The 22915-nt window shown below is 56.0% G+C and carries 21 protein-coding genes, 1 tRNA gene and 1 pseudogene; 9 read left to right on the top strand and 14 right to left on the bottom strand.

The window, feature by feature from the left end; translation table 11 throughout:
• The first annotated feature begins 47 nt into the window (after positions 1-47).
• From EL217_RS00680 to EL217_RS00665, 4 genes are read left to right on the top strand one after another with little or no spacing between them, the layout of a single operon-like run.
• Positions 48-1184, top strand: a complete 1137-nt coding sequence (locus EL217_RS00680; protein WP_023029944.1) for a molybdopterin molybdotransferase MoeA — start codon at positions 48-50, stop codon at positions 1182-1184.
• Positions 1181-1660 carry a MogA/MoaB family molybdenum cofactor biosynthesis protein gene (locus tag EL217_RS00675; RefSeq protein WP_126318011.1) on the top strand — a complete coding sequence of 160 codons (480 nt, stop codon included), beginning with the start codon at positions 1181-1183 and terminating at the stop codon, positions 1658-1660. Before EL217_RS00680 ends, EL217_RS00675 begins: the two co-directional genes overlap by 4 nt.
• Positions 1650-2111, top strand: a complete 462-nt coding sequence (locus EL217_RS00670) for a molybdenum cofactor biosynthesis protein MoaE (RefSeq protein WP_023029942.1) — start codon at positions 1650-1652, stop codon at positions 2109-2111. The genes EL217_RS00675 and EL217_RS00670 overlap by 11 nt, the downstream gene beginning before the upstream one ends.
• Positions 2108-3115, top strand: a complete 1008-nt coding sequence (locus tag EL217_RS00665; RefSeq protein WP_126318009.1) for a ThiF family adenylyltransferase — start codon at positions 2108-2110, stop codon at positions 3113-3115. Before EL217_RS00670 ends, EL217_RS00665 begins: the two co-directional genes overlap by 4 nt.
• A 21-nt stretch (positions 3116-3136) precedes the next feature.
• Here the strand turns inward: EL217_RS00665 and EL217_RS00660 are convergent, their stop codons facing one another.
• The 9 genes and pseudogenes from EL217_RS00660 to EL217_RS00620 all read right to left on the bottom strand — a co-directional run bounded on the left by EL217_RS00660 (position 3137) and on the right by EL217_RS00620 (position 14737).
• A complete protein-coding gene (locus EL217_RS00660) occupies positions 3137-3388 on the bottom strand; it encodes a hypothetical protein (RefSeq protein ID WP_005276355.1) in 252 nt (83 codons plus the stop codon).
• A 238-nt stretch (positions 3389-3626) separates the two neighbouring features.
• A pseudogene (locus tag EL217_RS00655) lies at positions 3627-4827 on the bottom strand (IS3 family transposase).
• Positions 4828-5276: 449 nt separating this feature from the next.
• The gene (locus EL217_RS00650) at positions 5277-5741 is read right to left on the bottom strand and encodes a hypothetical protein (protein WP_126318007.1); all 465 of its coding nucleotides are present in this window, start codon (positions 5739-5741) and stop codon (positions 5277-5279) included.
• A gap of 105 nt (positions 5742-5846) precedes the next feature.
• Positions 5847-6248, bottom strand: coding sequence for a hypothetical protein (locus EL217_RS00645; protein ID WP_126318005.1), 402 nt, complete (start codon positions 6246-6248; stop codon positions 5847-5849).
• 299 nt (positions 6249-6547) lie between these two features.
• On the bottom strand, positions 6548-7519 hold the full coding sequence (locus EL217_RS11295) for a hypothetical protein (RefSeq protein WP_232018335.1): 972 nt from the start codon (positions 7517-7519) through the stop codon (positions 6548-6550).
• A gap of 5 nt (positions 7520-7524) precedes the next feature.
• Positions 7525-8358 (bottom strand): hypothetical protein, encoded by an 834-nt coding sequence (locus EL217_RS00635; protein WP_126318003.1) that lies wholly within the window; start codon positions 8356-8358, stop codon positions 7525-7527.
• A 2-nt stretch (positions 8359-8360) separates the two neighbouring features.
• Positions 8361-12380: a hypothetical protein gene (locus tag EL217_RS00630; RefSeq protein WP_084539215.1), complete on the bottom strand. Its 4020-nt coding sequence runs from the start codon at positions 12378-12380 to the stop codon at positions 8361-8363.
• Between the two features lie 117 nt (positions 12381-12497).
• The gene (locus tag EL217_RS00625) at positions 12498-13391 is read right to left on the bottom strand and encodes an AbfB domain-containing protein (protein ID WP_126318002.1); all 894 of its coding nucleotides are present in this window, start codon (positions 13389-13391) and stop codon (positions 12498-12500) included.
• Between the two features lie 41 nt (positions 13392-13432).
• Positions 13433-14737, bottom strand: a complete 1305-nt coding sequence (locus EL217_RS00620; protein ID WP_126318000.1) for an LGFP repeat-containing protein — start codon at positions 14735-14737, stop codon at positions 13433-13435.
• 366 nt (positions 14738-15103) lie between these two features.
• Between EL217_RS00620 and EL217_RS00615 the strand changes: the two genes are divergently transcribed.
• Complete coding sequence (locus EL217_RS00615; RefSeq protein WP_023016521.1) at positions 15104-15397, top strand: hypothetical protein; 294 nt, start codon at positions 15104-15106, stop codon at positions 15395-15397.
• 109 nt (positions 15398-15506) lie between these two features.
• On the opposite strand, the gene EL217_RS00610 is transcribed toward EL217_RS00615, so the two are convergent.
• A tRNA-Ser gene (locus tag EL217_RS00610) sits at positions 15507-15591 on the bottom strand.
• A gap of 129 nt (positions 15592-15720) precedes the next feature.
• Here EL217_RS00610 and EL217_RS00605 point away from each other — a divergent pair.
• Positions 15721-16677 carry an NAD(P)H-quinone oxidoreductase gene (locus EL217_RS00605; RefSeq protein WP_126320000.1) on the top strand — a complete coding sequence of 319 codons (957 nt, stop codon included), beginning with the start codon at positions 15721-15723 and terminating at the stop codon, positions 16675-16677.
• 28 nt (positions 16678-16705) lie between these two features.
• Here EL217_RS00605 and EL217_RS00600 read toward each other — a convergent pair whose 3' ends face one another.
• Entirely contained in the window at positions 16706-17959 is a 1254-nt protein-coding gene (locus EL217_RS00600) for an aminotransferase class V-fold PLP-dependent enzyme (protein WP_126317997.1), read from the bottom strand.
• Positions 17960-18173: 214 nt separating this feature from the next.
• Between EL217_RS00600 and EL217_RS00595 the strand changes: the two genes are divergently transcribed.
• Both EL217_RS00595 and EL217_RS00590 read left to right on the top strand, forming a co-directional pair.
• A complete protein-coding gene (locus tag EL217_RS00595) occupies positions 18174-19025 on the top strand; it encodes an ABC transporter permease (RefSeq protein ID WP_042404151.1) in 852 nt (283 codons plus the stop codon).
• Between the two features lie 56 nt (positions 19026-19081).
• Positions 19082-19882 carry an ABC transporter ATP-binding protein gene (locus EL217_RS00590; protein ID WP_005276318.1) on the top strand — a complete coding sequence of 267 codons (801 nt, stop codon included), beginning with the start codon at positions 19082-19084 and terminating at the stop codon, positions 19880-19882.
• A gap of 3 nt (positions 19883-19885) precedes the next feature.
• Here the strand turns inward: EL217_RS00590 and EL217_RS00585 are convergent, their stop codons facing one another.
• Positions 19886-20551, bottom strand: a complete 666-nt coding sequence (locus EL217_RS00585; protein WP_126317995.1) for a GNAT family N-acetyltransferase — start codon at positions 20549-20551, stop codon at positions 19886-19888.
• Positions 20552-20613: 62 nt separating this feature from the next.
• Here EL217_RS00585 and EL217_RS00580 point away from each other — a divergent pair, with 62 nt between their 5' ends.
• Positions 20614-21540 carry a glycosyltransferase gene (locus tag EL217_RS00580; protein WP_005276314.1) on the top strand — a complete coding sequence of 309 codons (927 nt, stop codon included), beginning with the start codon at positions 20614-20616 and terminating at the stop codon, positions 21538-21540.
• 12 nt (positions 21541-21552) lie between these two features.
• Here the strand turns inward: EL217_RS00580 and EL217_RS00575 are convergent, their stop codons facing one another.
• Positions 21553-21993 (bottom strand): GtrA family protein, encoded by a 441-nt coding sequence (locus EL217_RS00575; RefSeq protein WP_005280656.1) that lies wholly within the window; start codon positions 21991-21993, stop codon positions 21553-21555.
• An 11-nt stretch (positions 21994-22004) separates the two neighbouring features.
• The gene (locus tag EL217_RS00570; protein ID WP_126317993.1) at positions 22005-22913 is read right to left on the bottom strand and encodes a hypothetical protein; all 909 of its coding nucleotides are present in this window, start codon (positions 22911-22913) and stop codon (positions 22005-22007) included.
• Positions 22914-22915 lie beyond the last annotated feature (2 nt).

The raw sequence follows: 22915 nt of genomic DNA, 5'->3' as shown, positions 1-22915 counted from the left end.
TGCCCGCAGGCTTCGAACGTGTCGAACTCGCGGGTAAACTTGGCTCTATGCGCACTCCCGAAACCCACGCACACGAGGTCGCGGCAGCCCTCGGCCCGCGCCAAGTCATCTCCCGGCCCTTAAGGCAGGCACAGGAGATGGTCCTTGCCGCCGATGTCTATGCCGCCTTCCCCTCGCCGCGCTTTAGCAATTCCCAGATGGATGGCTACGCGCTGCCCGCCACCGCAGCCGGATCGTACGAGGTCGGCCCCACCATCGCCGCCGGCGCGAATCCCACCGAGCTGCTGGATGGTCCCTTGCACACCGCCTGCCCCATCATGACCGGAGCCAAGGTTCCAGAGGGCACGGCATCCATCGTGCCGATTGAAAAATGCCAGCCGCAGGAATTCCTCCAGCCGGGCGAGACCATTACGGTTCCGGCCACTGAGGAGGGCCAATTCATCCGCGGGATAGGCACGGACCTCGAGCAGGGCGTTCTCCTGGCCGCCAAGGGCCAAAAGCTCACCCCGGTGCGCCTGGCCGCGCTGGCCTCCCAGGGCATCGAGGAGGTCAGCGTTTATCGCCCAGCCCGCATCCTTGTGTGCACCGGCGGCGCGGAAATTGGTACGGGTGTTACTGCTATTCCCGATGCCAATGCGCCGCTCATCTCCGCTATGGCCCACCGCGCCGGCATCGAGGTCGCCGGATACGTCACCACCGATGATGATCCAGAGGTGCTCACCCGCGCGCTGGAGGAGGCCACGCAGGACTACCTCCCCGATGCTATCGTCACCTCCGGCGGGATTTCCGCAGGTAAATACGAGGTCATCCGGCAGGTGCTCACCGGCTGGTTTGGCCACGTGGATCAGCAGCCCGGCGGGCCGCAGGGCATCGCCAGTTTCCATGGCACCCCGGTCATCTGCTTGCCCGGCAATCCGATTTCCACCATGGTGAGCTTCCGCCTCTTTGTGGCCCCCACCCTGGGCTGGGCGCCCGCAGCATATCGCGTACCAATCGCGCACGCCATCGAGGGCCTACCCCACAAGGATCAATTCCGCCGCGGGTACGCCGAGGCGCAAGCCCGGGTTACCGGCGGCGCTAGCTCCCACCTGCTGGCCCAAGCCGTCGATGCCACCCACCTCATCCGCATTCCTGCTGGTAAGAGCCTCAGCGCAGGAGAAGAAGTAAAGGTCTATCCCCTATGAGTTCTGCTCGCACCGCCATTGTTTTGGTCGCCTCCACCCGCGCCGCCGCCGGGGTCTACGAAGATCGCTCGGGCCCCATCGCGGTAGATTTCTTGCGCCGCAAGGGCTTCGACTGCCCCGCTGCCCGCGTGGTGCCCGATGCCGATATCGCCGCAGCGGTGGACCAGGCCTTCGCCGAAAAGCCCGCGGTCATCCTCACCTCCGGCGGAACCGGCCTGACCCCGGACGATCTCATCGTCGATGCCGTCCAACCCCACCTCACGCGCGAGCTTCCCGGCATCGCCATGGCCTTTTGGAATAAGGGCCTAGAGACTATCCCCACTGCGGTGGCCTCGCGCACGGTCGCAGGTGTCAATGACACCACCTTTGCCATGACCCTGCCCGGTTCTACCGGCGGGGTCAAAGATGGGTGCGCCGTGCTAGATGAATTAATCGTCCACATCGTCGATATGTTAGAAGGAAAACATGAGCACTGATCCCTCTTATGTCGCCGCGCAGACCGGGCTCACTGTCGGCACGATGCTGACCGAGCAGCCCCTCGAGCCCCTCCTTGCCGCGGTCAAAGCTGAGGTCATCACCCCAGCCATGGGCGCGGTGGTCACGTTCGAGGGCATCGTGCGCGACCACGATGGCGGCCGGCCCGATGTCACCCAGCTAACCTATACCGCACACCCCAGCGCCCCGGAAAAGTTGCGCGAGATTGTCGATGAAGTAGCAGGCCAGCACCCCGTGCGCTTGTGGTCGGCCCACCGCACCGGCGATCTACAGGTGGGCGATCTGGCCTTTACCGTCGTCGCCGCCTCTGCCCACCGCGGCGATGCCTTCCGCGCCGCGGAGGCCTGCGCCGATCGCGTCAAGGCCGAGGTTCCCATCTGGAAGGAACAAAGCCACGGCGATGGCTCCGTCAACTGGGTGGGCCTCGAATGAGCATCCGCTATGCCCGCCAGGAAGCCCTGTGGGGTGATAAGGGCCAACAGAAATTGGCCGACTCCCACGTCGCGGTCATCGGCGCGGGCGGGCTTGGCTCACCAGCGCTGCTCTACCTAGCAGGGGCCGGGGTGGGCCGCATCTCGCTTTTCGATGACGACCTCGTCTCCCCCTCCAACCTCCACCGGCAGGTCATTCACACCACCGCCTCCATTGGCACCGCAAAGACCGAATCGGCCGCGGCGGCGGTGCGCGCCCTCAACCCTGAGGTGGAGCTCATCTGCCACGGCCGCCTGGAATCCGCCACCGCCCTCGAGCAGCTGCGCGGCTGCGACGTGGTCCTCGATGGGACGGATAATTTCGACGCCCGCTACCTGTGCTCGTGGGCCGCCCACAGCCTGGGCATTCCCCACATTTGGGCTTCTATCCTGGGCTTTGATGCGCAGATGAGCGTCTTTTGGTCCGGCAAGGGCCCTGTGTACGAGGATGTCTTCCCCACCGCCCCGGCTCCGGGCGAGGTTCCGTCGTGCTCCCAAGCCGGCGTCTTGGGCCCCATCGTCGGCACGGTGGGATCCGCGATGGCCTTGGAGGCTTTGAAGATCATTACCGGCGTCGGCACCCCGCTTATTGGCACGCTCGGCTACTTTGAGGCCCTATCTGGGACCTGGGAGTATATCCCCATCCGCCCCACAGGAGCGCAGCCTACCCAGCCAGCCGATGCCCCCGAGGTCCGCGAGATCCCCGCGCACGCCCCGCTTATCGATGTCCGCACCGACACCGAGCGCGCCCGCGCCGCCATTCCTCATTCAACGCACCTGCCCCTCGACCGCATCCTCGCCGGGGAGAACCCGGACATCGGCCAGGGCGATGCCGCCGTTATCTACTGCGCCAGCGGCATCCGCTCCGCGCAAGCCGTCCACGCATTGCGCGGCCGCGGCTACGAGCGCGTCGTTTCCCTGCGCGGCGGCATTAACGCGTGGTTGGAACAGCACGGGATGCCCTAGCCCAGCCGGGCGATGGCCCTTCTAGCGCCTTTGTTTGTCTTCCCTGCCGCGAACAAAGATGAACCAGATGAGCGGTCCCAAGAAGGGAAGGGCAAAGGTAGCGGCGATAAAGAGCACCTTGGCCGCAATCGTGTACCCAGAAGCGATAATAGAAATAACCGCCGCAATCCAGAACGCGACGAGCAAAATAATGGGCAGGAACCCAAGGAACCACCACGTGTCATTAGGGTTAGTAGATTCCGCTGCTGCTACATAAAGTTCCGAGGTATTCATGGAGTCCTTTCATCGAGCATTTTTATCTCCGGGACAAAGCCAGCACCACAACCACACCTGACTTGCCCTGTACATTTCCAAGATTAAGTCTGCGCCGCACTAGGCGCGTCATCCCCCGGTATGAAATGCCGCAGCAACAAGCGTGAAGCTCGTTAGCTTAGGCAGCTTTCCGGTGTCCTGTTAGCTCCACATTTGCTGTAGGGCCTGACCCCCGGAAAGTGGACACATCGGGGGCTAGCTATGCTGCTGTGGTCAGTATAGCCGAAGTCTCGGTTTCAAAGACATCAGGCGCTACAAGATTGCACCAGGAGTGCCGCCGGCGCGTGTTGTAGCGCATGCACCACCGGAAGACTTCCCGGCGGCAGGCGATCGGATTGTCAAAGACTTTCCGATCACGCAGCACTTCCCGCTTTAAAGTGGCGTTAAACGATTCTGCCAAGGCATTATCAGCACTCGTTCCTACCGCTCCCATAGACTGGCGCACACCCAACGACGAGCAATAGTTCCTAAAGGCCTGTGAGGTGTACACGCTGCCGTGATCGGAATGGAAAATAGCCCCGTCAAGACTGCCACGCACACCATGCGCGTGAGCTAGAGCATCGATGACCAGTGAGACACGCATGTGGTCTGCAAGTGCATAACCTGCAAGTTTGCGTGAATACGTGTCAATGACTGTGGCCAAATACATGTTTTTCCCTCCCTTGTCAGAAGCAGATAGGTAATATCGCCGACATAGACGCGGTTCGGCTCGTTGGCTGTGAATTTGCGGCCTAGCAAATCCGGCATGACGCGGTGGCCAGGCTTACGCCTGGTAGTGATGCATCGGCGGCGTTTGGTAAAGCCTCTAAGCCCCATGGCTTTCATGATTCGTGCAACTTTCTTGTGATTTATCGGGGCATACGCCGTGTCCTCGTTCAGGCTTGCGGCGATGCGTTTAGCGCCGTAAAGACCATGCTCATCATCAAAGATGGTTGCGATCCTCGCACCGATAACGGCATCAGAATACATCTCTTATCCTGCGATTTTTACGGGTTTGGACCCACTTGTAAAACGAGGAACGATTCAGCTTTAACACATTACACATCCGCATAAGCCGAGTACTTGGTTCGGTGGTCATAGCCACACTGGAAGCAGAACTCCCGTGAGTTTCTTTAAGCAAAATATTTAGCGGCCTTGCGCAGGATGTCACGTTCTTCGCGCAGCTTAGAGACCTCTTTTTCTAGCTGGCGGATCCGTCTCACGATTCATTTGCCGTTTGGGCTTTATCCTGCACTGCTTTTATGCGGGCACGTTTGCCGGTGCCGTACTTCTTTACCCATGAATGCAGCGAGGCACGGTTGATACCGAGCTGGGCTGATGCTGAGTTCAGCGAGAGGTCCTCATTGTTCCTTATAGAGGGCCACGGCATCGCGTTTGAACTGTTCGGAATACCTGGACATGATGGTAGATTACCTTTCTTTCCAGCCCGACTGGGCTGGATATCAGGTGTCCACCAAACAGGGGTCAGGTCCATGACTTTCAATATGGAAACCGTCAGACGATAACACCACACTCACCACTTTCTGTAAACATAAGGCCTGAACCCTGATAGACACGTGTAAAACAATATTAGGAACGGCCCTATTTTACAGGAAACATTCTGCCGCACACCGGCGTAACAATAGGGTGTAGCTTATATTTCCTTCCAGCCCTACAGGGCTAGATGTTCGGGGGCTACCTAACAAGGTTCAGATCCTTGCTCGCAATACGAGCGCAACGACCTTAGCCATATACCGCAGTACAAAGCGGGAAACTAGAACTTTCGCCAAAGTTGGGGATTATCCTAATTGTTTTCCGTTAAAGCATGCTGTCGCCGGCGAGTTCGCTAACGTCTAAGAATTACTTTTCACTAGGCAAGGAACGACGTTTCAAGAAAGTCCTCAAGACTCCAATATTCAGGATCAAACCACGCAACGCCTTCGTCGACTTCGACTGCGACGAATTGGTCAGGCAATAAGATGAGGAAATCATTTATCTCAGCACGGATTCCTTGGCGCTGTAGCTCTTGTGCGACTCGCTTGGTGCTCTCCTGTGCGGTCTCGGCGGGGCGACGATTAAGGTCAACGCCATAGAAAGTATCCGTGATTGGTACCTCCAGGTACTTCATTTCAACGGTGACGCACTTACCGTCTTCCACGCAGCACATAATCTTGCGGCCAGGATCACCGGGCTCGAGTGTTTCGATATCAACCCAGCCTTCAAACTGCTCTTCATACGTATCCGCACCTAATTCCGAGTCATAGCATGCTTTAGTGGCCTGGTTCACCGTCATTCCGGGTTGTACGGGCAAGGGACAGGTACCTTCAATTTTCATTTTCTCGATGCACTTCCTTTTTCGTCGGTTGTTTAGTACGCCAAGGTCTTCGGTTAGGCTGTCGCGTAAGTCAGACTGCGCACTCGTGTGATTGAAATTGGCTGGCTATTCCCAGCAAATAGCCACGACTTTGCCGAATTGGTATGACAAAGCAATGGTTCCATTGTCGTGGGGAATGGTTATGCCGTCACGGTTATGTTCAAATTCGATCCCCACATCTTTTAGGGCTTTGACAAACTTTCGGCTTGACAATGACAGTGGGATATCAAGGAAGCTATCTGTCTCCCGCGCGTTTAAGATTTCTATTGAGGTAATCAATCCGTCGTTTTCAAAGCCATCAATGTCATAGTCGATTCCCCCGATCTCACATTTGCCAAAAATTTGGCCCGTGCTGCCTATCCCGAGATAAGAAATATCTAGGTATCGGTAATCAGACAGAATATTTTCGTAGTATGAAACAGGTACAGACCGCTGCAACGGTTCAGGTACCTCAAAATTGAACTTCATTTCTACAACTCCTTGACGCAAGATGTTTATCTTCTAGACCCTGCCTTTTTGGAAGATTCAACTTAGACGAGGGCTCTATTCTTTGCAGTCTAGGCCACAAGTGTGGCGTAGTTTGGCTTCATTGTTAGATTGTCTGCTGCTCGTCCGTTTCCGATACGGAGGTCAAGTCCCGTGTAGTGGTGTAGCCATTTGTGCTTTCGGCTCGGTATGAAGTTCGGGGCTTGTTACAGCGATGCTTCCGCGTGTTTGGAGTCTGGAGCGCCGTTTTGAGATGCCTCAGGTTGTGTTTCGTCTGACTTCTATTCTGCAATAGGTGTTGACGACCAGGAACGGAGGGGGCCGTCGTGGAGCCCTTGGAAAAACTGGTACTTTTCTAGAGGGATACGTGCCGGGGGATCGAAGTCGGGAGCCGTGACCAACTCCTTAGTGTGTGGGTCGACAACGCGTGCTGGTGTTAGACGGGCCAAGTAACCATCTGTCCCATAGAATGCGTCATCATACGGGGATACACCTAGCGGGGCGAGGATGGATTCTATCTGCTTCTCCCCAAACTGAGACCACATAATCTGCGCGTGTTCTTTTGTAAACGTTTCTTGTGGAAACTCAGTGACCTTTGGCAGGGAGTCAAAATCAAAACCGTAATCCTTAAAAGGCTCACTTTGATCCTCGAGGTACGACATGGAACGGTGCAGCGTACCATCAGCTTTTAACTGTTTGTGGCTGCTAAAAGATCTGTAGAAGCAACAATCAAATCGGCCTAAACGATCATCGGGCAATTCGGAGGGAAGCGCGCACATCATAAACTCTATTTCTCCATAGCTTGCGCGATGGAAAAAGGCTACATCGTCGGTATCTACCCACGGCGTGTGCTTGATTTCGATGTAGTAAGGAACTTGTGACTCAATTTCTTTCTTGCGCGCCAAAAGGCAGGCAAATTCACCAATCCGTGGCATCTTTGGCGCTTTGGTAAAGCAGCAGGGGCTAAAAACTGCAGTCCATTCTGACTCGGTGGGGACGAATACAAACTGCGTAATGTGATTTTGCGGTTTAAGTAACTCTGCAAGCTGGTTCCTACTGGCCGATACCTTGTCCGCATGAACTACACATTCAACCTTTTGCTTCTTCCTGTGGGAATACTCCCTTGTATAAATGCTTTCTATTCCTGATGCCCACTGTTGAAATTCTTCAACAACGGTAGATAGTGGAAACCGAAGAAGCGCCACAGCATGGGATACCGGTGCGATGGAATTGGTGTAGAAATACTTCGTCATTGTCTTTAGTTCCCTTCGTGTTCGCGGTCCCAGGTGTGTTCACGACGTTCAAATAAAGCGCATGGTCCGTACTTTTTAGGCAAAGGGTATCCACTATTGATGAGTGTTGCACGCCCGGTGAGGAATTGCCTGTTGAAGGGATCGAGTCCGAAAAGTTGTGCGCATTCGAAGAGATCTTCGGTAGTAAACCGCTTGCGTAGTGGACCTTTTTTGGTTTTGAGTCGTTCTAGTCCGGGGAAGGCAAATTCTTCGCCGTCAGGCCAGTCGGTAAAAGCCTGGAACCGGGATTCTCCTTCCCCGATCCCTACAATAAAGGTATTGTTTCCTCGGATTTCAGCGACAGGGGCGCGTTTGCCGATAGCAGCATCCATATCGTAGGTGTCGATGATGAGGCACTTGTTGCCTGAGCGGTAGTTCCATCCTGTGACGATTTTGCGTTCATCTGGCTCATCCACGATACGTAGCTGTGTCATACTGGGAACAAAAGGAATAGAACCGTTATACCTAACGGTTGCGAAAAAGTCGTGATTGTTGCTCGTATCATCGCTGATAAACCACACCCAATCGGGATTCGTGGTTTCTAAGACTGCTGCCCAACGACGAGGAAACTGCGGATCGTGGACCCCAAGGCGTAGCGCATGGGGAAGATCATCGACGGTGGTATCAATGTTCACGTATTGCTGTGACCAGTAACTATTAGCTGTGTCTAAAGGCGTGTGGAAAACATTTGACCGTGCGGCAGCCTCAACCGCATAATCAAAAGGCAGCTTCAAAAATAACTGATCATAAGAATACGGGGCTAGCAGATAATCAATATCTCGCCGCAGGTACACACCCATCTTTAAATCCCTTCCCTGAGCGAAGCGACATAGTTGTCTACTCCATCTCGATTGGCTTTGATGACTTTCCAAAGTTCAGAGGACTCATCAAGCTTGTCTAGTGTAAGCAGCCAAATAACCGCATCCGGATTCGCATCCAACTGCTGCTGTGCATGGTACGGCGCCCTGGATGCAGGTGGGCGGTCGAACTCAGTTTTAATTGACACACCATCCTCGTGGACGATATTAAGGTCGGGGCGTCCACGGCTTGTTGTCTTTAGCGCCTTTTGCCCCGTTTCTGAATCAAGGAAGTAGTCGGCATCACGTTGGTTAATACGTGCTATTAAGCCGTCTCTTCCCTTTGCCAAGATCGCTTGAGTTTGGGCAAACTGATTTTGTGCTGGCGTTAGGCCAACTGTGCGCTTTTTAACATCCAAAGGATTGGGTGCCTTGCGCAATCCAATGCTGTTGAGGATATGCGGCTGAGATACTGGTACCTCGATAGCTGAGTGCTCAATTTTCCTCTGAAGACTACTTATTGTCGCATCGATCTTAGAAGGAGCTGTCTTGTAGCCGAAGGCCATAAAGTACTGTGGGTCCATCTCTTTTAAGGATTTGGTCCTGTTCCATTTCATGAACACATTTAGTTCATCGGGGGTGAGCGTGTGGATATCAAGTTGGTATGCCTTGAATGTCTTGGGATATCCGCCGCACCGCGAGATAGCAGGCTGAATATGTGCTCTAGTCTTGTTGTGTGTTGGCCTGTGTATGGCGAAGGAATACGTCGGTTGCTGGCGAGATGTTGCTAGTGTGATCCCGCATTTTCCTGGTTTACTCAGCCCAGCGATAAGGCGGTCTGCTTTTTGTTGCTTGCGTACGCTTAGGAGTTTTTTGACATCTGGGAGCTTGGCTAAGAGTTTCCGGATAGCCGATGCAGCCTTTAATCCTTTGCCGAACTTAACAATGGCCCCGCCTGGAATGAAGCTTAATGCGGTCCAGAGGCAGCCTGAGATTTCTCCCTTGAAGCAATTGATTACGTCGGTAACGCCTATAAAGTCAAGCAGGATGTTTAGTGCTTCTTTGCCGATGGTTTCTTTAATGGCATCGAGAACGCTTGTCGGTGCGTTGTCACCTGCTCCAGCCATGGAGGCTTCTTGTAGTTCTGCTTCTTCTGCGAGCTGCTTTTGGATTGCTGCGTCGTAGGCTTCTTGAGCTGCTTGGCCTGCACGCTGAGCGTCGTAGCCGGCTTGATTGGCTGATTGGCGTGCGGTCGCAGCAGAACTTGCGGCATCACTTGCTGATTGGTGTGCTTGTAAAGCATAGCTGGTAGCTGCATCGGCATTGGCGCCAGCTTGTCGTGCATCGGCTTCCGCTTGGTTGGCGGCAGCATGAGCTCGCTCTTTCTGGGCTAGAGCAAAGCGTAGGGAGTTTTCTGCGTTGCGCACATGGTCTTGTGCGATTCGGGCAGATTGAGCTGCCTTTCCTGCCCACTGCGAAGCTTGATTGGCGTAGTCTCTTGCTTTTACAGAATCGCCATAGGCGGCATAGTAGGACTGTTGGGCTTTAGCTGCGCTTTCGGATGCTTTTTGTGCTGCGGAAAAACCCTGTTGAAGTAGAGCGTTGATACTATCGTTGTAAACTGTGCGCTCGGCATCATCGCCAGACTTTCGAAAAGCTTCAACAGAGACAAATTCGTTGAGCATGGCTCGGTCGCCGAGCACAGCTGCTTCTGCAGAAGCTTTAAGTTCGGGTCCACCGGTTCTTGCGAGTTCGTAGGCTTGACGTTGTTGGTCTTCATATCGAGCTTTTTCAAAGCCGCCTTCAACGACAAAATCGACAAGGTCATCGTAGGTTCCAGAAGAAATGGCTGCGTCAGCTTTTTCCTTAACGGTATTGCCGCCGGCATCACGAAGCTGCCAAGCTTGTCTAGTTAGTTCCGGGACTTTCATAGTGTGAACAGTCTCGTTAAGGAACGTGTCTAACTCTGCTGGAGGATCTTCGATATGCTCGTCGGCAGCTTTGCGGATTTCTGGGTTGGGATCTGCCTGCCACAAGAATTGGGCCTTGGTGACATTGTCTTGGTACTTAAGGGAGTCGAAAGACTTCACGAAGGCCAAAAGGTCTTCTTGAGATCCGGTTTGGAGTGCGACTTGAGCGCCGCCTTGGACCATGGAATCGCCTACTTGTAAAGCAGAGACTGTAAGTTGCTGGACTTTTGCAGTATCGATGCTCTCCTCAGGAACTTGCGCTAGAGAGGCAAGTTCTGTCAGATCTGCTTGCAGGCGTTGTTTTTCTTCCTTGTTATCGTGGACTACCTTATCTTGTGCATCTTCGAGTTCACGTGCATATACTGCTTGGTCTTTGAGGTATTGGGCTTCTTGTTCTTGGCGCTGGGTGGCAGCTTCTTGAGAAAGCTTGGCGATGTCATTAGCGAGGTTGATGGCCTCGATGGATTTTATGGCTGCTTCTTGGGCTGATTGAGCATTAGCGCCGGCTCGTTGTGCGGCGGCAGAGGCATTGCCGGCTTCTCGTGCTGCGTCTTCTGCGGCTTGGGCGCTTTTATTTGCGTGGTCGGCGGCTTGTCGAGCTGCTGTACGGGCTTTTTGTACTAGCTCGGTAATCTGATTGACGATTCCATCGACTTCGTTAGAGGCTGCGCGTGCTCGAGAGGCTGCTGCACGTGCTCGTGCGGCACCTGCTCGTGCTTCTGCAGCGGCTTGGTCACCGGCTCCTGCGGCGGCTGCTGCTTCGGATGCAGCGGCTGCTGCCGCATCAGCATTGTTTGCAGCGCTGGCTGCGGCGCCGCTGGCGGTGCGGGCAAAACCGGCAGCGGCGTCTGCGTGGACAAAAGATTGCGCGGCTTTGTCAGCAGCCCGTGCAGCATCACGAGCTTGTTCGGCTGCTTGGCGCGCTTGAGATGCCATGGAGGCGTCATAGCCTGCTGCAGAAGCACGGGATGCTGCTTCTTGGGCTGCAATACGCGCCCGAGAAGCAGCAGAGGCTGCACGAGCTAGAGCATCGGCAGTTTGCGCTAAGGCTTGTCGTGCTTCTGCTGCTGCAGCCACTGCGTTATCGGCTACTTGGGCAGACTGGTTAGCAAGCTTTCCTGCCGACGCTGCGGCATTGTCTGCCCTTACTTGTGCTGCATCGGCGGCTAGTGCCTCATCTTTTGCTTTTTGAGTAGCCTGTCGAGATGCCTCTGTTGCCCGTCTGGCTTGGTCAGCGTTTGTTGCAGCGAAGCTTGCGGCACGCTGGGCTTTATCGGACTCTTCGATAGCGGTATCGACCAGTTCGGTAATACTCATCTTCTCTGAGTCTTGGGCTGCATCAACAAACTGCCCATAGCGAAGATACGACTCAATTGCTGTATCTGTATCTGTCATCAGTGCTTCAGAAGCGCCTGCAGCAACTGATGGAAGTGGGGATCGGGAAAGTTCGTAGACTTCGCGTCGTTTATCATCCCAGCGAGCTTTATCTGCACCTGTAGCTGCAAACTCGCTTAGGGCTTCTTCAGTGTCTGTAGATAGTGCCTGTTCGGCTGCTGCTTTAAGGACACTTCCTTCTGATGCTTGGGTAGCTTTCCACGCTGTGGCACGATCATCTTCGGTTTGGGCTGTTTGCCACCCAGTATCGATAAAGTTGCTAAGACTGTCGATATCACCTGCATCGAGTGCCTGTTTGGCTGCGTTTTGAACGTTTTCTTCAGATAGTGAAGAGATTGTCACTACTATGTGGCGAAGGTCCAGGGTGCGGGCCTCATCCATGCCTGATTTCGTATAAGCAGATAATTCTTCTTGCCCACCGCGAAGTACTTCTTCAGCAGCTGCCTGCGAGGCAGGGAAGTTGGTGCTCACCATTTCAATGGCATAGTTTCTCGCTTGCTGTTCATCAGCAATCTCAGCGCCTAGATCACGTTGATCTGCTTGGGCAAGCGCATGCGCTGACGAAAGACTTAGTCCTACTGCAGCAGCGGTGATGGCGGACATGATTTTTCGAGCGCAATGTGTCATTGTCTTCGCAGGGTGATGATGCTTGTAGCGCATGTGCGGACTTTCTTATCTAAAGGTATGGGGTTAACTGGACGCTATGCGCTACAGCGACAGCAGCCTGAAGAAAGGCAGGCATACACAGTGGCGGCCCTTTTATTACATGTTTTGCGTTTACTTCCCGGGTAGGGCAAGGCCCTGGTCAATAAACCACACCGATTCACTCGTGCGAGAAGTGGTGGTCGCAATCTTTTGCGTCCCACTTGCTGTGAGAACACGATTTTGATTTAATGCCGAGGCAAGGCGAGTTCCTGTGGGGATTTCTGCCACACTCGCAGGACACCACGTTGCGCCTTTGGCGTTCGGGTTGCTTTGAACAGATACTGATCCGTTAGATTGCATGGTCAAGTAGACGCCCGAGTATGCAGCTGCTTCCAAGGACAGGCACTGAGAGCCATCGCGGGCTGGGACTACTTTAAAAGACGCATCGAGGCGATCATTAAAGCCTGAGTTTCTATCTATGCTTGATAGTTCTACTCCAGACCACGACAACCGCAGTATTTTTCCACCTGCATACCGTCCAGCAGCACGCATACTGATCACGTGTGGGTTGACTGTATCCACGCTAAGGTCGCCAGTGCCAGCACCATTTGAGGTCGCCACCGGGGTAACCTGCATTTCAACAACAGTAGAACGATTATGTCCGACGTCGATGCTTTGGATTTTTCCTGGTTCCACTACTCTCTGCCAGTACACTTCACCATCGGGCAATTTAAAGGCCACTGAAACCGGCACTTTTAAGCGATTGACAACTCCATACGATCCCGTAATGTTCACGGCCACCCAGCCTGTGGGCTTTGTAAGGAAAAAGCACGCTTTAGAGTTTTCCAGCTCGGAAGAATCAATACGCACATACTCCGCGCCAGTAGCACAGTCTTTTTGAACGAGGCCACCGTCACCTGCTGTGATGGTCACAGGTATTCCCGCTAGTGCAGGAGAGGTAGCAAGACCAGCAGAAACTATGCAGGTAAGCACTCCAATAGATAAGCGTTGAACAAAAGAGTTCACAATAGGCTCCTTGAATCTAGATACATGGATAAACACTATGGCTACTGTGCCAACGGGATATACGTCGTCGAGGAAGAGTCAATTGTTGAACGCACAGTTCCGGCAAACTTGCTCCATACCTGTGAACCAATGTGATCGGAGCTAAAAGGACCTTGAACCTTTGAGGTCTGTGTCGGACCAAAGGATTCAACTACGAGACGAACCCATGTTTTGTCAGAGCCGGTGTAGGAAGTTTCTACGCTGTCGTTGTCAAAGACAACATTGTCATCACCGGCATTGGGGGAAGTTACTTCATCGAATCGGATGTTTAGTGTTCTGCCGCCGCCTTCAGGATGATCGCTAGCAGTAACCAGTGAGAATCCCTCATCAGAGATACGTTCTACGGTTACTTTGCTTTTAGCTCCGCCCACACCGGTAAAAGTGCATACAGAGCCCTCGGTAATTTCGTCAGGACACCCTGAGAGGGGAAAGTATTTATCCATGTTTTGGATAACCTCTCGATAGACCCCGGCTGCATGCCACCGCTTGAAGTCGGTGGTGTTAAACAGTGGATAAATCTGACGGTAGCTTGAAATATTTTGATTGTCATAAGCCTCTAGGGCCTTGCCAGTAGGCTTAAAATACTGAATAGATCCGCCCTGGAAATCCTGCTTTATGCCTCCGCCTGCAGCGTATTTTTCCGATGTGGGAAACTTCAAAGAGCTACGTTCCCATCCCTGACTTCCCCAGAAATCCCGAATGGGGCCAGAAATACTGTGGCCTCCGCTAGCTTGTGACCAGTAAATAGATCCGCCTTGAAAATGGTTGTAGCGCCCAGTCTTTTCCGGGGTAAGCAACTCATCGGTGGTTGGGTACCCTAGCTCACCGGTCTCCCAGCCTTGCTGAGCCCATTTATCGCGAATGCCTCCCCACACTTGATGAGCATCAGTCTCTGGCGACCAGTAGATAGACCCGCCCTGAAAATGATTGAACCGCCCCTTACCATCAGGGGTCTTCAACTCATCCGTAATGGGATATCCCAAGGCCGCGCCTTCCCAGCCAAGATCCCCCCACTTATTGCGAATACGCCCACCCACTTGGTGAGCAATTCCATTATCAACACCAGCATGCCAATAAATGGAGGCATCCTTAGCAAACACCTGGAACCGACCATTATTTTTAGCTACACGCTCATCAGTTGTAGCGTCGCCAAAAGTCTGCCACCCACCAAGCCGGTGATACGCCTCTTCAATACGGCCACCAATCCAATGGCCGTGAAAAACCTTGGCGCTTGAAACACCAGCACCAGCAAAAGTAACACTGGCACATACCGCAATAGTTGCAGTCAACTTCTTAGCGAATTTCATCCGTAGCCCTTTCCCGCCACCGCATTTAAAAACAGCTAAACACCAGATAATTGACAGATAAGGTTAGGGTAGCCTTATGCATACGGGTAGTCCATAGTTAAATATTTAGGAACTTTCTTAAAACCTAAATAATTCACCAAAACGCCAGGTAACACATGCACAGCCTTGATTTTCAAATCCTGGAACGACACTCGAACCAACCTATATGGGGGTATATTAGACCCTAATCTAAACATTCATGCTGCACATACAGTCTCGACAGTGTAAGAAACTGAGAGCTTCCGCCCCATTTGGGCAAGGTGGGGGTCCCGGTGTTACGCCTTGTAGTTGTCTCTGTAATCTGGTAAGAGGCAGCGAAGGTCATGTATGGGGGTATTAATTTCGTGGGGTGGGCCTAGGCAAAAGCCAGCCTCAACAATCTCACACAAGAATGGCGCACCAGAAAAGACATCGTCTGGGACAGAAGGCAAAGTCACCGTCCGCTACGACGGCAAGCTCTTCCACCTAGGCATCGGGCGCGCATTCAAGAAACAAAAATCCTCATGGCCATCGCCGACAACCACATCACTAGCTGCGACCGGAGAAATCATCACCGAGCACTACATCGACACAGCCCGCGACTACCAAAAGCCCTACTGGAAAAAGGAGACCTACCCCTAAACCCTAAATAACAGAAAAACCGGCACCCCAGAACAAAAACAACTGAGGTGCCGGTTTGTCAACGATGTCGCGACTGACCTGTCAAGCATGTCGCGACTCATGACACCTGCGGAGACGGCGGGATTTGAACCCGCGGAGGAATAAACCTCGCCGGTTTTCAAGACCGGTGCATTCGGCCGCTCTGCCACGTCTCCATCGTGCCGAAAAGGCAACTTGGTTAGCTTACTAAACCGGCCCGCGCGAATCACATTGCCCCACGAGGAAATGGGACGTGGCGCACACCACACCTTCTCCATTAGATTGGCGGTATGAGTGCTACACAGATGAAGGCAATCGTCCAGACCGATCCTGATACCCCACGGTCGCTAGAGCTACAGGACGTAGACGTTCCCGAGCTGCGTTCCGGCGAGGTACTGGTGAAGGTGAAGGTCGCAGGCGTCAACCGCGGCGATATTCTGCAGACGATGGGCGCGTACCCGCCGCCGCCAGGGGCATCGGACATCATCGGCTTGGAGGCCGCCGGCGTGATTGAGGATGCCGGCGATACGGACTGGAAAGCCGGCACCGAGGTGGGCTGCTTGCTTGCAGGCGGCGGCTATGCCGAATACGTCGCGGTACCGCAGGGCCAGCTACTTCCGCTGCCCAAGGGATTTAGCCTGGAAGAAACCGCGGCCGTGGTTGAGGTCGGCTGCACCGTGTGGTCCAACCTGGGCATCGAGGCGGGCCTGCACGAGGGCCAGCGCGTGCTCATCCACGGCGGTGGCGGTGGCATCGGCACCTTTGCCATCCAGGTAGCAAAGGCGCTGGGCGCTGAGGTGGCTGTTACCGCCGGCTCGCAGGAAAAGCTGGATCGCTGCCGCGAGCTTGGCGCGGATATTCTCATCAACTACAAGGAGCAGGATTTCGTCGACGAGCTCAAGGGCAGCTGCGATGTCATCCTGGATATCATCGGTGCGAAGTATCTGGAAAAGAACATGAAGTGCCTGGCCAAGGACGGCAAGCTCATCATCATTGGCATGCAGGGCGGCACCAAGGCGGATATCAACTTAGCCCCCATGCTGCCGAAGCGCCTAACCATTCAGGGCACGACGCTGCGCGCGCGTGACTTGGACGATAAGGCGGAGATCGTCGCCGGCACCATCAAGAATGTGTGGCCCATGCTGGAGGATGGCCGCGTTAAGCACGCGCTGCATGGCACGTACCCGCTTGCCGATGCCGCCCAAGCCCACGCCACCCTCGACAGCGGCGAGGTCACCGGCACGCTGGTGCTTACGGTGTAGCTTCCCGGCACGCCTTACTCAAGCGAACCTAGGCGAGCGAGGCAACGACGCGAACGAGATGCTCGATATCGTAGTGGGTATTAAACGGGCCTAATGCCACGGTGACGGCACCGCCGATCTCTTCCACGCCCATTTCCGTAAGCAGCGGCGTTTGCGGGGCCAGGGTGGTGACGAGCCCATTATCAAAGAGGCGCTTGTACACCGTCTCCGCGGGCACGCCCTGGACCGCAAAGGTAAGGCGCGGCAAGCGATTATCGGACGCACCCGCTGCTGCCTCGCCGGTAATACCCAGGATGTGCACGGCGGGAAGCGTGCTCAAAAATGAGTACAGATCCGCGCGCAAGTCCTCGAGGTAGGCATTCAAGGCGGTCATGGACTTATTAAGCCGCACCCGGCGCGATCCCTTATCCCCACCGGCCAGGGCCGCGAGGTGGTCTACCAGTGGCCCCACGCCGCCGGCCAAGCCGGAGGAGACGGGGGTTTCTAGCTTGCGGCCGTCTTCCTTGGAATAAATGGGATTTAGGGCATCCAGGCGGCGGAGCATGCGCGTATCGCGGAAGACCAAGGCGGCCATCTGCGGCCCGCCCAGCAGCCCGATATCGATACCCACAATATCCGCGCCCAGCTCATCGAAGCGGATGGGGCGATAGGGCGCGATTGCGGAGACATCGAGAAGCGTCCAAGCACGCGAGCGCCCCCGCACCGTGTCAATGATCTCCTCGGCCGGGGATATCGTGCCCAGAAGCTCATGCGCGGCGGAAAAGGAGACGAGCCTGGTAGAGCCATCGACAAGCTCCGCGAACTGGAACCCCGGCAATTCGCCGGTGCCCAGATCCGGCTGCGCCCAGCGGATATCGGCGCGCACCTCAGAAAAAGCCGAATACAGCGTGGGCGGATCCAGCTTGGACAGCACCACCGAGGAATTGCTGCCCAATAGCGGGCGTGCCGCGCGCGCTAAGGATTGATACAGCACGGGCAAGGATGGGCCAAGGACTACGCGGTCCGCCTTGGAACCGGTGAGATCCGCAATGGCCATGCGCGCTGCCGCGTAGTTGCCATCGCCTGCCAACCGACCCGGCTCTGGCGCGGCCGAGTGGGCGCCGCCTGGGCCCTCTTGCGTCGCTACCGCCGTCGCCATCCGGAAGGACCGGGCAACGCCGGAGGTCACGCGCTCCGAAATTTGGGGCACCGCGTGCGCGTTGAGGTACGTCCAGCCATCAGATAGCCCGGTGTACAAACCTCGCGCACTAAAGACGTCATAGTGTGCCGAAGCTGCTGGCATTAGGTCCCCTTCTTCATCGCACTGAACAACTGCCACCACGTGGCGGTCGATTCCCTACTGTATACGCATTTGGCTTCAGTTTCCCAAATCTGAATTTTCCCTGGGCATCGCTGTTTTCGCAGGCTAGCGGCGTGTAGTTCCCCGTTTGCCCAGCACGCGCGCTAGGGTGTTGGGCGTGCAAGATAACAATCAACTGCGCGCTGATATCGCCCGCATGACCTCCCAGCCAGAAGGCGAGGCCGTCCCAGCGTCCCAGTCCATGACCCTCAAGGCTGCTTTCGCGGACCTTACGCGGGGTGCACAGCAGCGTGAGCTGTGGTTCAAGCTGGGCCTGCAAGATATCAAGCAGCGCTACCGCCGCTCTGTCCTTGGCCCGTTCTGGATCACCATCGCCACCGGTGTGATGGCGCTTGCCTTGGGCCTGCTGTATTCCATGCTTTTCCAGATTCCCGTCGCGGAATTCCTTCCCCACGTCACCGTGGGCCTTATTATGTGGACCTTCATCTCGGGCTGCATCAAGGAAGGCGCCACGGTCTTTATTGAAAATGAGGGACTGATTAAGCAGCTTCCCGCCCCGCTTTCGGTGCACGTGTACCGCCTGGTGTGGCGCCAAACGCTGTTTTTGGGCCATAACCTCATCATCTGGCTCTTGCTCATTATGATCTTCCCGCGCAACCTGGGCTGGGAATTCTTCCTCTTCATCCCCGGGCTGCTCCTCCTGCTCATCAACGGTGTGTGGGTCACCATGTTCTTTGGCATCATCGCCACGCGCTTTCGCGATGTTGCCCCGCTGCTAGAGGCCCTGACGCAGCTATTGTTCTACGTCACCCCGATTGTCTGGATGACCAATACGCTCAAGGACCAAGGCGGTGCGGTGGCAGACCGCGCCCGCATCGCGGAAATCAACCCGCTGTATCACTACCTGGAAATCGTGCGCGCCCCAATGATTGGTGAGCCCGTTGCCGCCTACCACTGGTGGATCGTCATCGGCTGCACAGCCATCGGCCTGTTCATCGCCGGGCTAGTCATGCGCAAGTGGCGCTTCCGCGTGAGCTACTGGGTATAGCCTCCCTTCCTTTACTCCCATCCCCACCATGAGGCTCGTTGAAAGGATAAAAACTAATGGTCTCAATCGATACGTATAACGCGTGCGTGGACTTTCCCATCTTTGATGCCAAATCCCGCTCCCTAAAAAAGGCCATGCTTTCTACCGCGGGCGGTGCCATTGGGAAAAATGCCCACAACACCGTGGTGGTTGAGGCGCTGCGGGATATTAACCTGCACCTGCGCGAAGGCGATCGCGTCGGGCTCGTTGGCCACAATGGCGCCGGCAAGTCCACGCTGCTGCGCCTGCTCTCCGGCATCTACGAGCCCACGCGCGGTACTGCCGATGTCCGCGGGCGCGTCGCCCCCGTCTTTGACTTGGGCGTGGGCATGGACCCAGAGGTATCCGGCTACGACAACATCATCATCCGCGGGCTGTTTTTGGGCCAATCCATCAAGCAGATGAAGAAAAAGATGGATGAGATCGCGGAGTTCTCCGAGCTGGGCGATTACTTATCGATGCCCCTGCGCACCTACTCCACCGGTATGCGCGTGCGCCTGGCACTCGGCGTGGTGACCTCCATCGAGCCGGAAATCCTGCTGCTGGATGAGGGCATCGGCGCCGTCGACGCCGCCTTCATGGCCAAGGCCCGCGTGCGCCTGCAAGAGCTGGTTAAGCGCTCCGGCATCTTGGTCTTTGCCTCTCACTCCAATGACTTTTTGGCGCAGCTGTGCAATACCGCGCTGTGGATCGATCACGGCGAAATCCGCTCCGTGGGCGAGGTCTCCGAGGTCGTGGGCCAGTACGAGGGCCCAGAAGTAGGCGAATACGTGCGCGATCTGCGCCAGCGCTTTGAGGGCGAAGAGGCAGCCGGGTAGAAGCTAGCGCAGCATCCCCAGCAGCTGCTGGCTCAGCCCGGAGACCTCCACGTGCAGGTCATCCGGGCGTTTATAGGTGTCGGCCTCCACGCGCGCAGTCACGTGCCGCTGCGAACTATTCTCTGGCCCCGCCTTTTCTTCTCCTTCAGAAACCACCTGGTAACCCAGCTTCTGGCTCACCCGCGCCGAGGCCTCATTCTGTGCCGCCCAGCTCGTGGTCATCGCCTGCGCACCCAGGTAATCGAGCCCAAAGGCCACCACCGCGTGCCGGATGAGCGTGCCCACACCCTGGCCCTGGAAGCGGTGAAAGACCCACGACCCGGTCGCGATTTCTCGCGCCGTAGCAAAATCCTCCGCCCGCGCATCGATGGTGCCCAGGATTTCCCCCGAATGCACCTCGCGCACGATGAAATCCAAGGACCATTTCTCTGGGCACAGCTGCGCGCGGTTGGTCCACCGGAACTGGGCCGCCGCTGCAGGCGTATTCATCCCGGGCTTAAAGAGCCACGGAAAGGCATAATCCGGAATGTCTGCGCCGTAGATATCCTCTGCCGCCACACCGGCGATTGCCGCAATATCCTCATCGCGCATCACGCGGAGTTCGATGCCGGGGTGGGTAGTATCGCTCGCGTATATCCTTAGCCCGAACGGTGGCCACATGCTTTCCATAGAAAGTCAGCTTAGCCCACGCGGAGTGTTTATCCGCGGCAGATCCATTCCCCGGTGGCAAGATGGAACGCATGACTGCCACCCTTGATTCCACCGGTACCACCGCTGCCGTCATTGTCACTCACCAGCGCGCGGACTTGCTGCGCGCCTCGCTCGAAAAGGTAGTCAACCAAACCCACCCCGTCGAGTGGGTCATCGTGGTGGATAATGGCGCCGAAGATGCGGTCCGTGACGCGGTGGAATCCCTGGCAGGTGATCGAGCGGTCTATGTGCCGTCCAAGACCAACCTGGGCGGTGCGGGCGGTTTCGCCCTCGGTTTTCTTACCGCGCTATCGCTCGGTGCCGATGCCGTATGGTGCGCCGATGATGATGGCCGCCCCGCTGATTACGGCGTATTAGAAGAGCTATACCGCGTGGCAGGAAATAATAACCTGCACGAGGTCTCGCCCGCCGTGTGCAATATCGATGACCCCGGCCGCTTGGCCTTTCCGCTGCGCCAAGGGCTGGTCTGGCGCCGCCGCATGGAAGAGCTGGAAGGAGACTTCCTGCCTGGGATCGCTTCCCTATTTAATGGTGCCTTGATTTCCGCCGCGGCGATGCAGACCATTGGCGTGCCGGATTATCGCCTCTTCATCCGCGGCGATGAGGTGGAATACCACCGCCGCCTGGTCAATTCCGGGCTGTCCTTCGGCACCGCCTTAACCACGAGCTACCTGCACCCGGATGGCTCGGATGAGTTCAAACCCATCTTGGGCGGCAAGATGCATACCCAGTACCCGGAAGGCGAGTTCAAGCGCTTTTTCACCTACCGCAACCGCGGCTACCTGCTGTGGCAGCGCGGCATGCGTAAGCTTTTGCCCCAGGAATTCGCCCGCTTTGGCTGGTTCTTCTTGGTCCAACGCCACGATCCGGCAGGCTTCCTGGAGTGGCTCAAGCTGCACAACCGCGGGCGCCGCGAGGATTTCCGCCGCCCCGGCACTCGCTCCTAAGGCGCAGCAGACCTACTTTTCTTTAAAGATAAAGACCCGCTGGATGGCAAAGTTGGTCACCGTCGCCACGCCCTGGGCAATGACGAAGGCGATGGTGTCTTTCACCGCGCCTTCAAAGCCTAGGGAAATCAGCGGCTCATTGAGCACCCAGTACAAGAAATTCTGCACGGCAAAGGTGGATACGTATAACACGCCCACCGTCGCGGCCGTGCGGCCAGAAACCTTCGTGCCAAAGGTCCAGCGCGCATTGGCCAGGTAGGCAGCGATGGTGCCAAAGACCCAACCAATCGCCTTCGCCCCAGAGCGGTGCAGACCTAGATGGGTCAATAACAGCGTCAACCCATAGTCAATGACGGCGGCAAAGACGCCTACCGCAATAAATCGCACCAGCTGCTGCTTCAAAGAGCTGGAGGGGCGCTTTACTTCTGCAGCATCTTCAAGTGGATTAGTCACAGGCAGTTAGCTTACCCGCGCAGCAGCGCGCGGTACATGTCTAGGCGGTACACCGGCGCGGCGGCGTCCTTGCCGTAGGCACCAATCTGGGATAGCTGGTGCAAGGAGGCATCGCACAGCGCGCGAATCTCCGCGCCTTTCAAGGTGTTGCCATCATCGTTGACCCAGCCCAAGGCATCCATGGTGGTTTCCACCACAGAATCGGTGAGCTCATCACCGCCCATGCAGGATAGCGCCAAGGCCATGGACCAAAAGGCATCCTTTTCCTCGTTGGTAACCTCGCGCGGCAGGCTAGCCAGTGCCTCGGCGGTGGCCGCCGGTAGGTCGCTTCCACGGTTTAAGTCCATGGCCTGTAAGAGGGGAACAAAGTCATAAAGCTTGGTGCGCTCGATGAGCGCCCTTACCTGGGGTTTAACCTGTGCCAAGACTTCATCGGTGATCTTTTCACCGGTTAATGCCCGGTTCACCGCGGTAAGTTCAAAGGGTGCAAAGAGGCTGCCCGAGCCGCCCACGCACAGCGCGCTGGGGGTGCCATTATCGCGGGGATAGATTTCCGCGACCACCAGCTCAAAGTCCCAGAGCCCCCACACAAAATCGATCTGGTCTCCCTCGCGCCAGAGGAATTCGGAAGCTTGACGCTCTGGATCAAGGCGCGGACCGCGGGCATCGGTGTGTTCATAAAAATGCCACGGGGACTTTTCATCCGGCAGCCCAAAGCAGATGTGCAGTACTTTCTGCAGCTCGTGCAGGGTAAGTGCATCGCTAAAGCCGATTTGGCGGTGGACCTCCTCATCCGCGCGGATATTGGAGGCTTGGCAGATGACGGTGAGCGGTTCCCGCTTTAATGACAGCAGCGGGTCAGCACGGCGAGCCCGTGCCTGTCCAATATCGGTGACCCCTGCATTCATGGGCCCCACCATAC

This window comes from Corynebacterium segmentosum (genome assembly GCF_900637825.1).
Classification (GTDB): Bacteria; Actinomycetota; Actinomycetes; order Mycobacteriales; family Mycobacteriaceae; genus Corynebacterium; species Corynebacterium accolens.
Note: the sequence above shows the minus strand (reverse complement) of the source record. Positions and strands in the feature narration are given on the sequence as shown.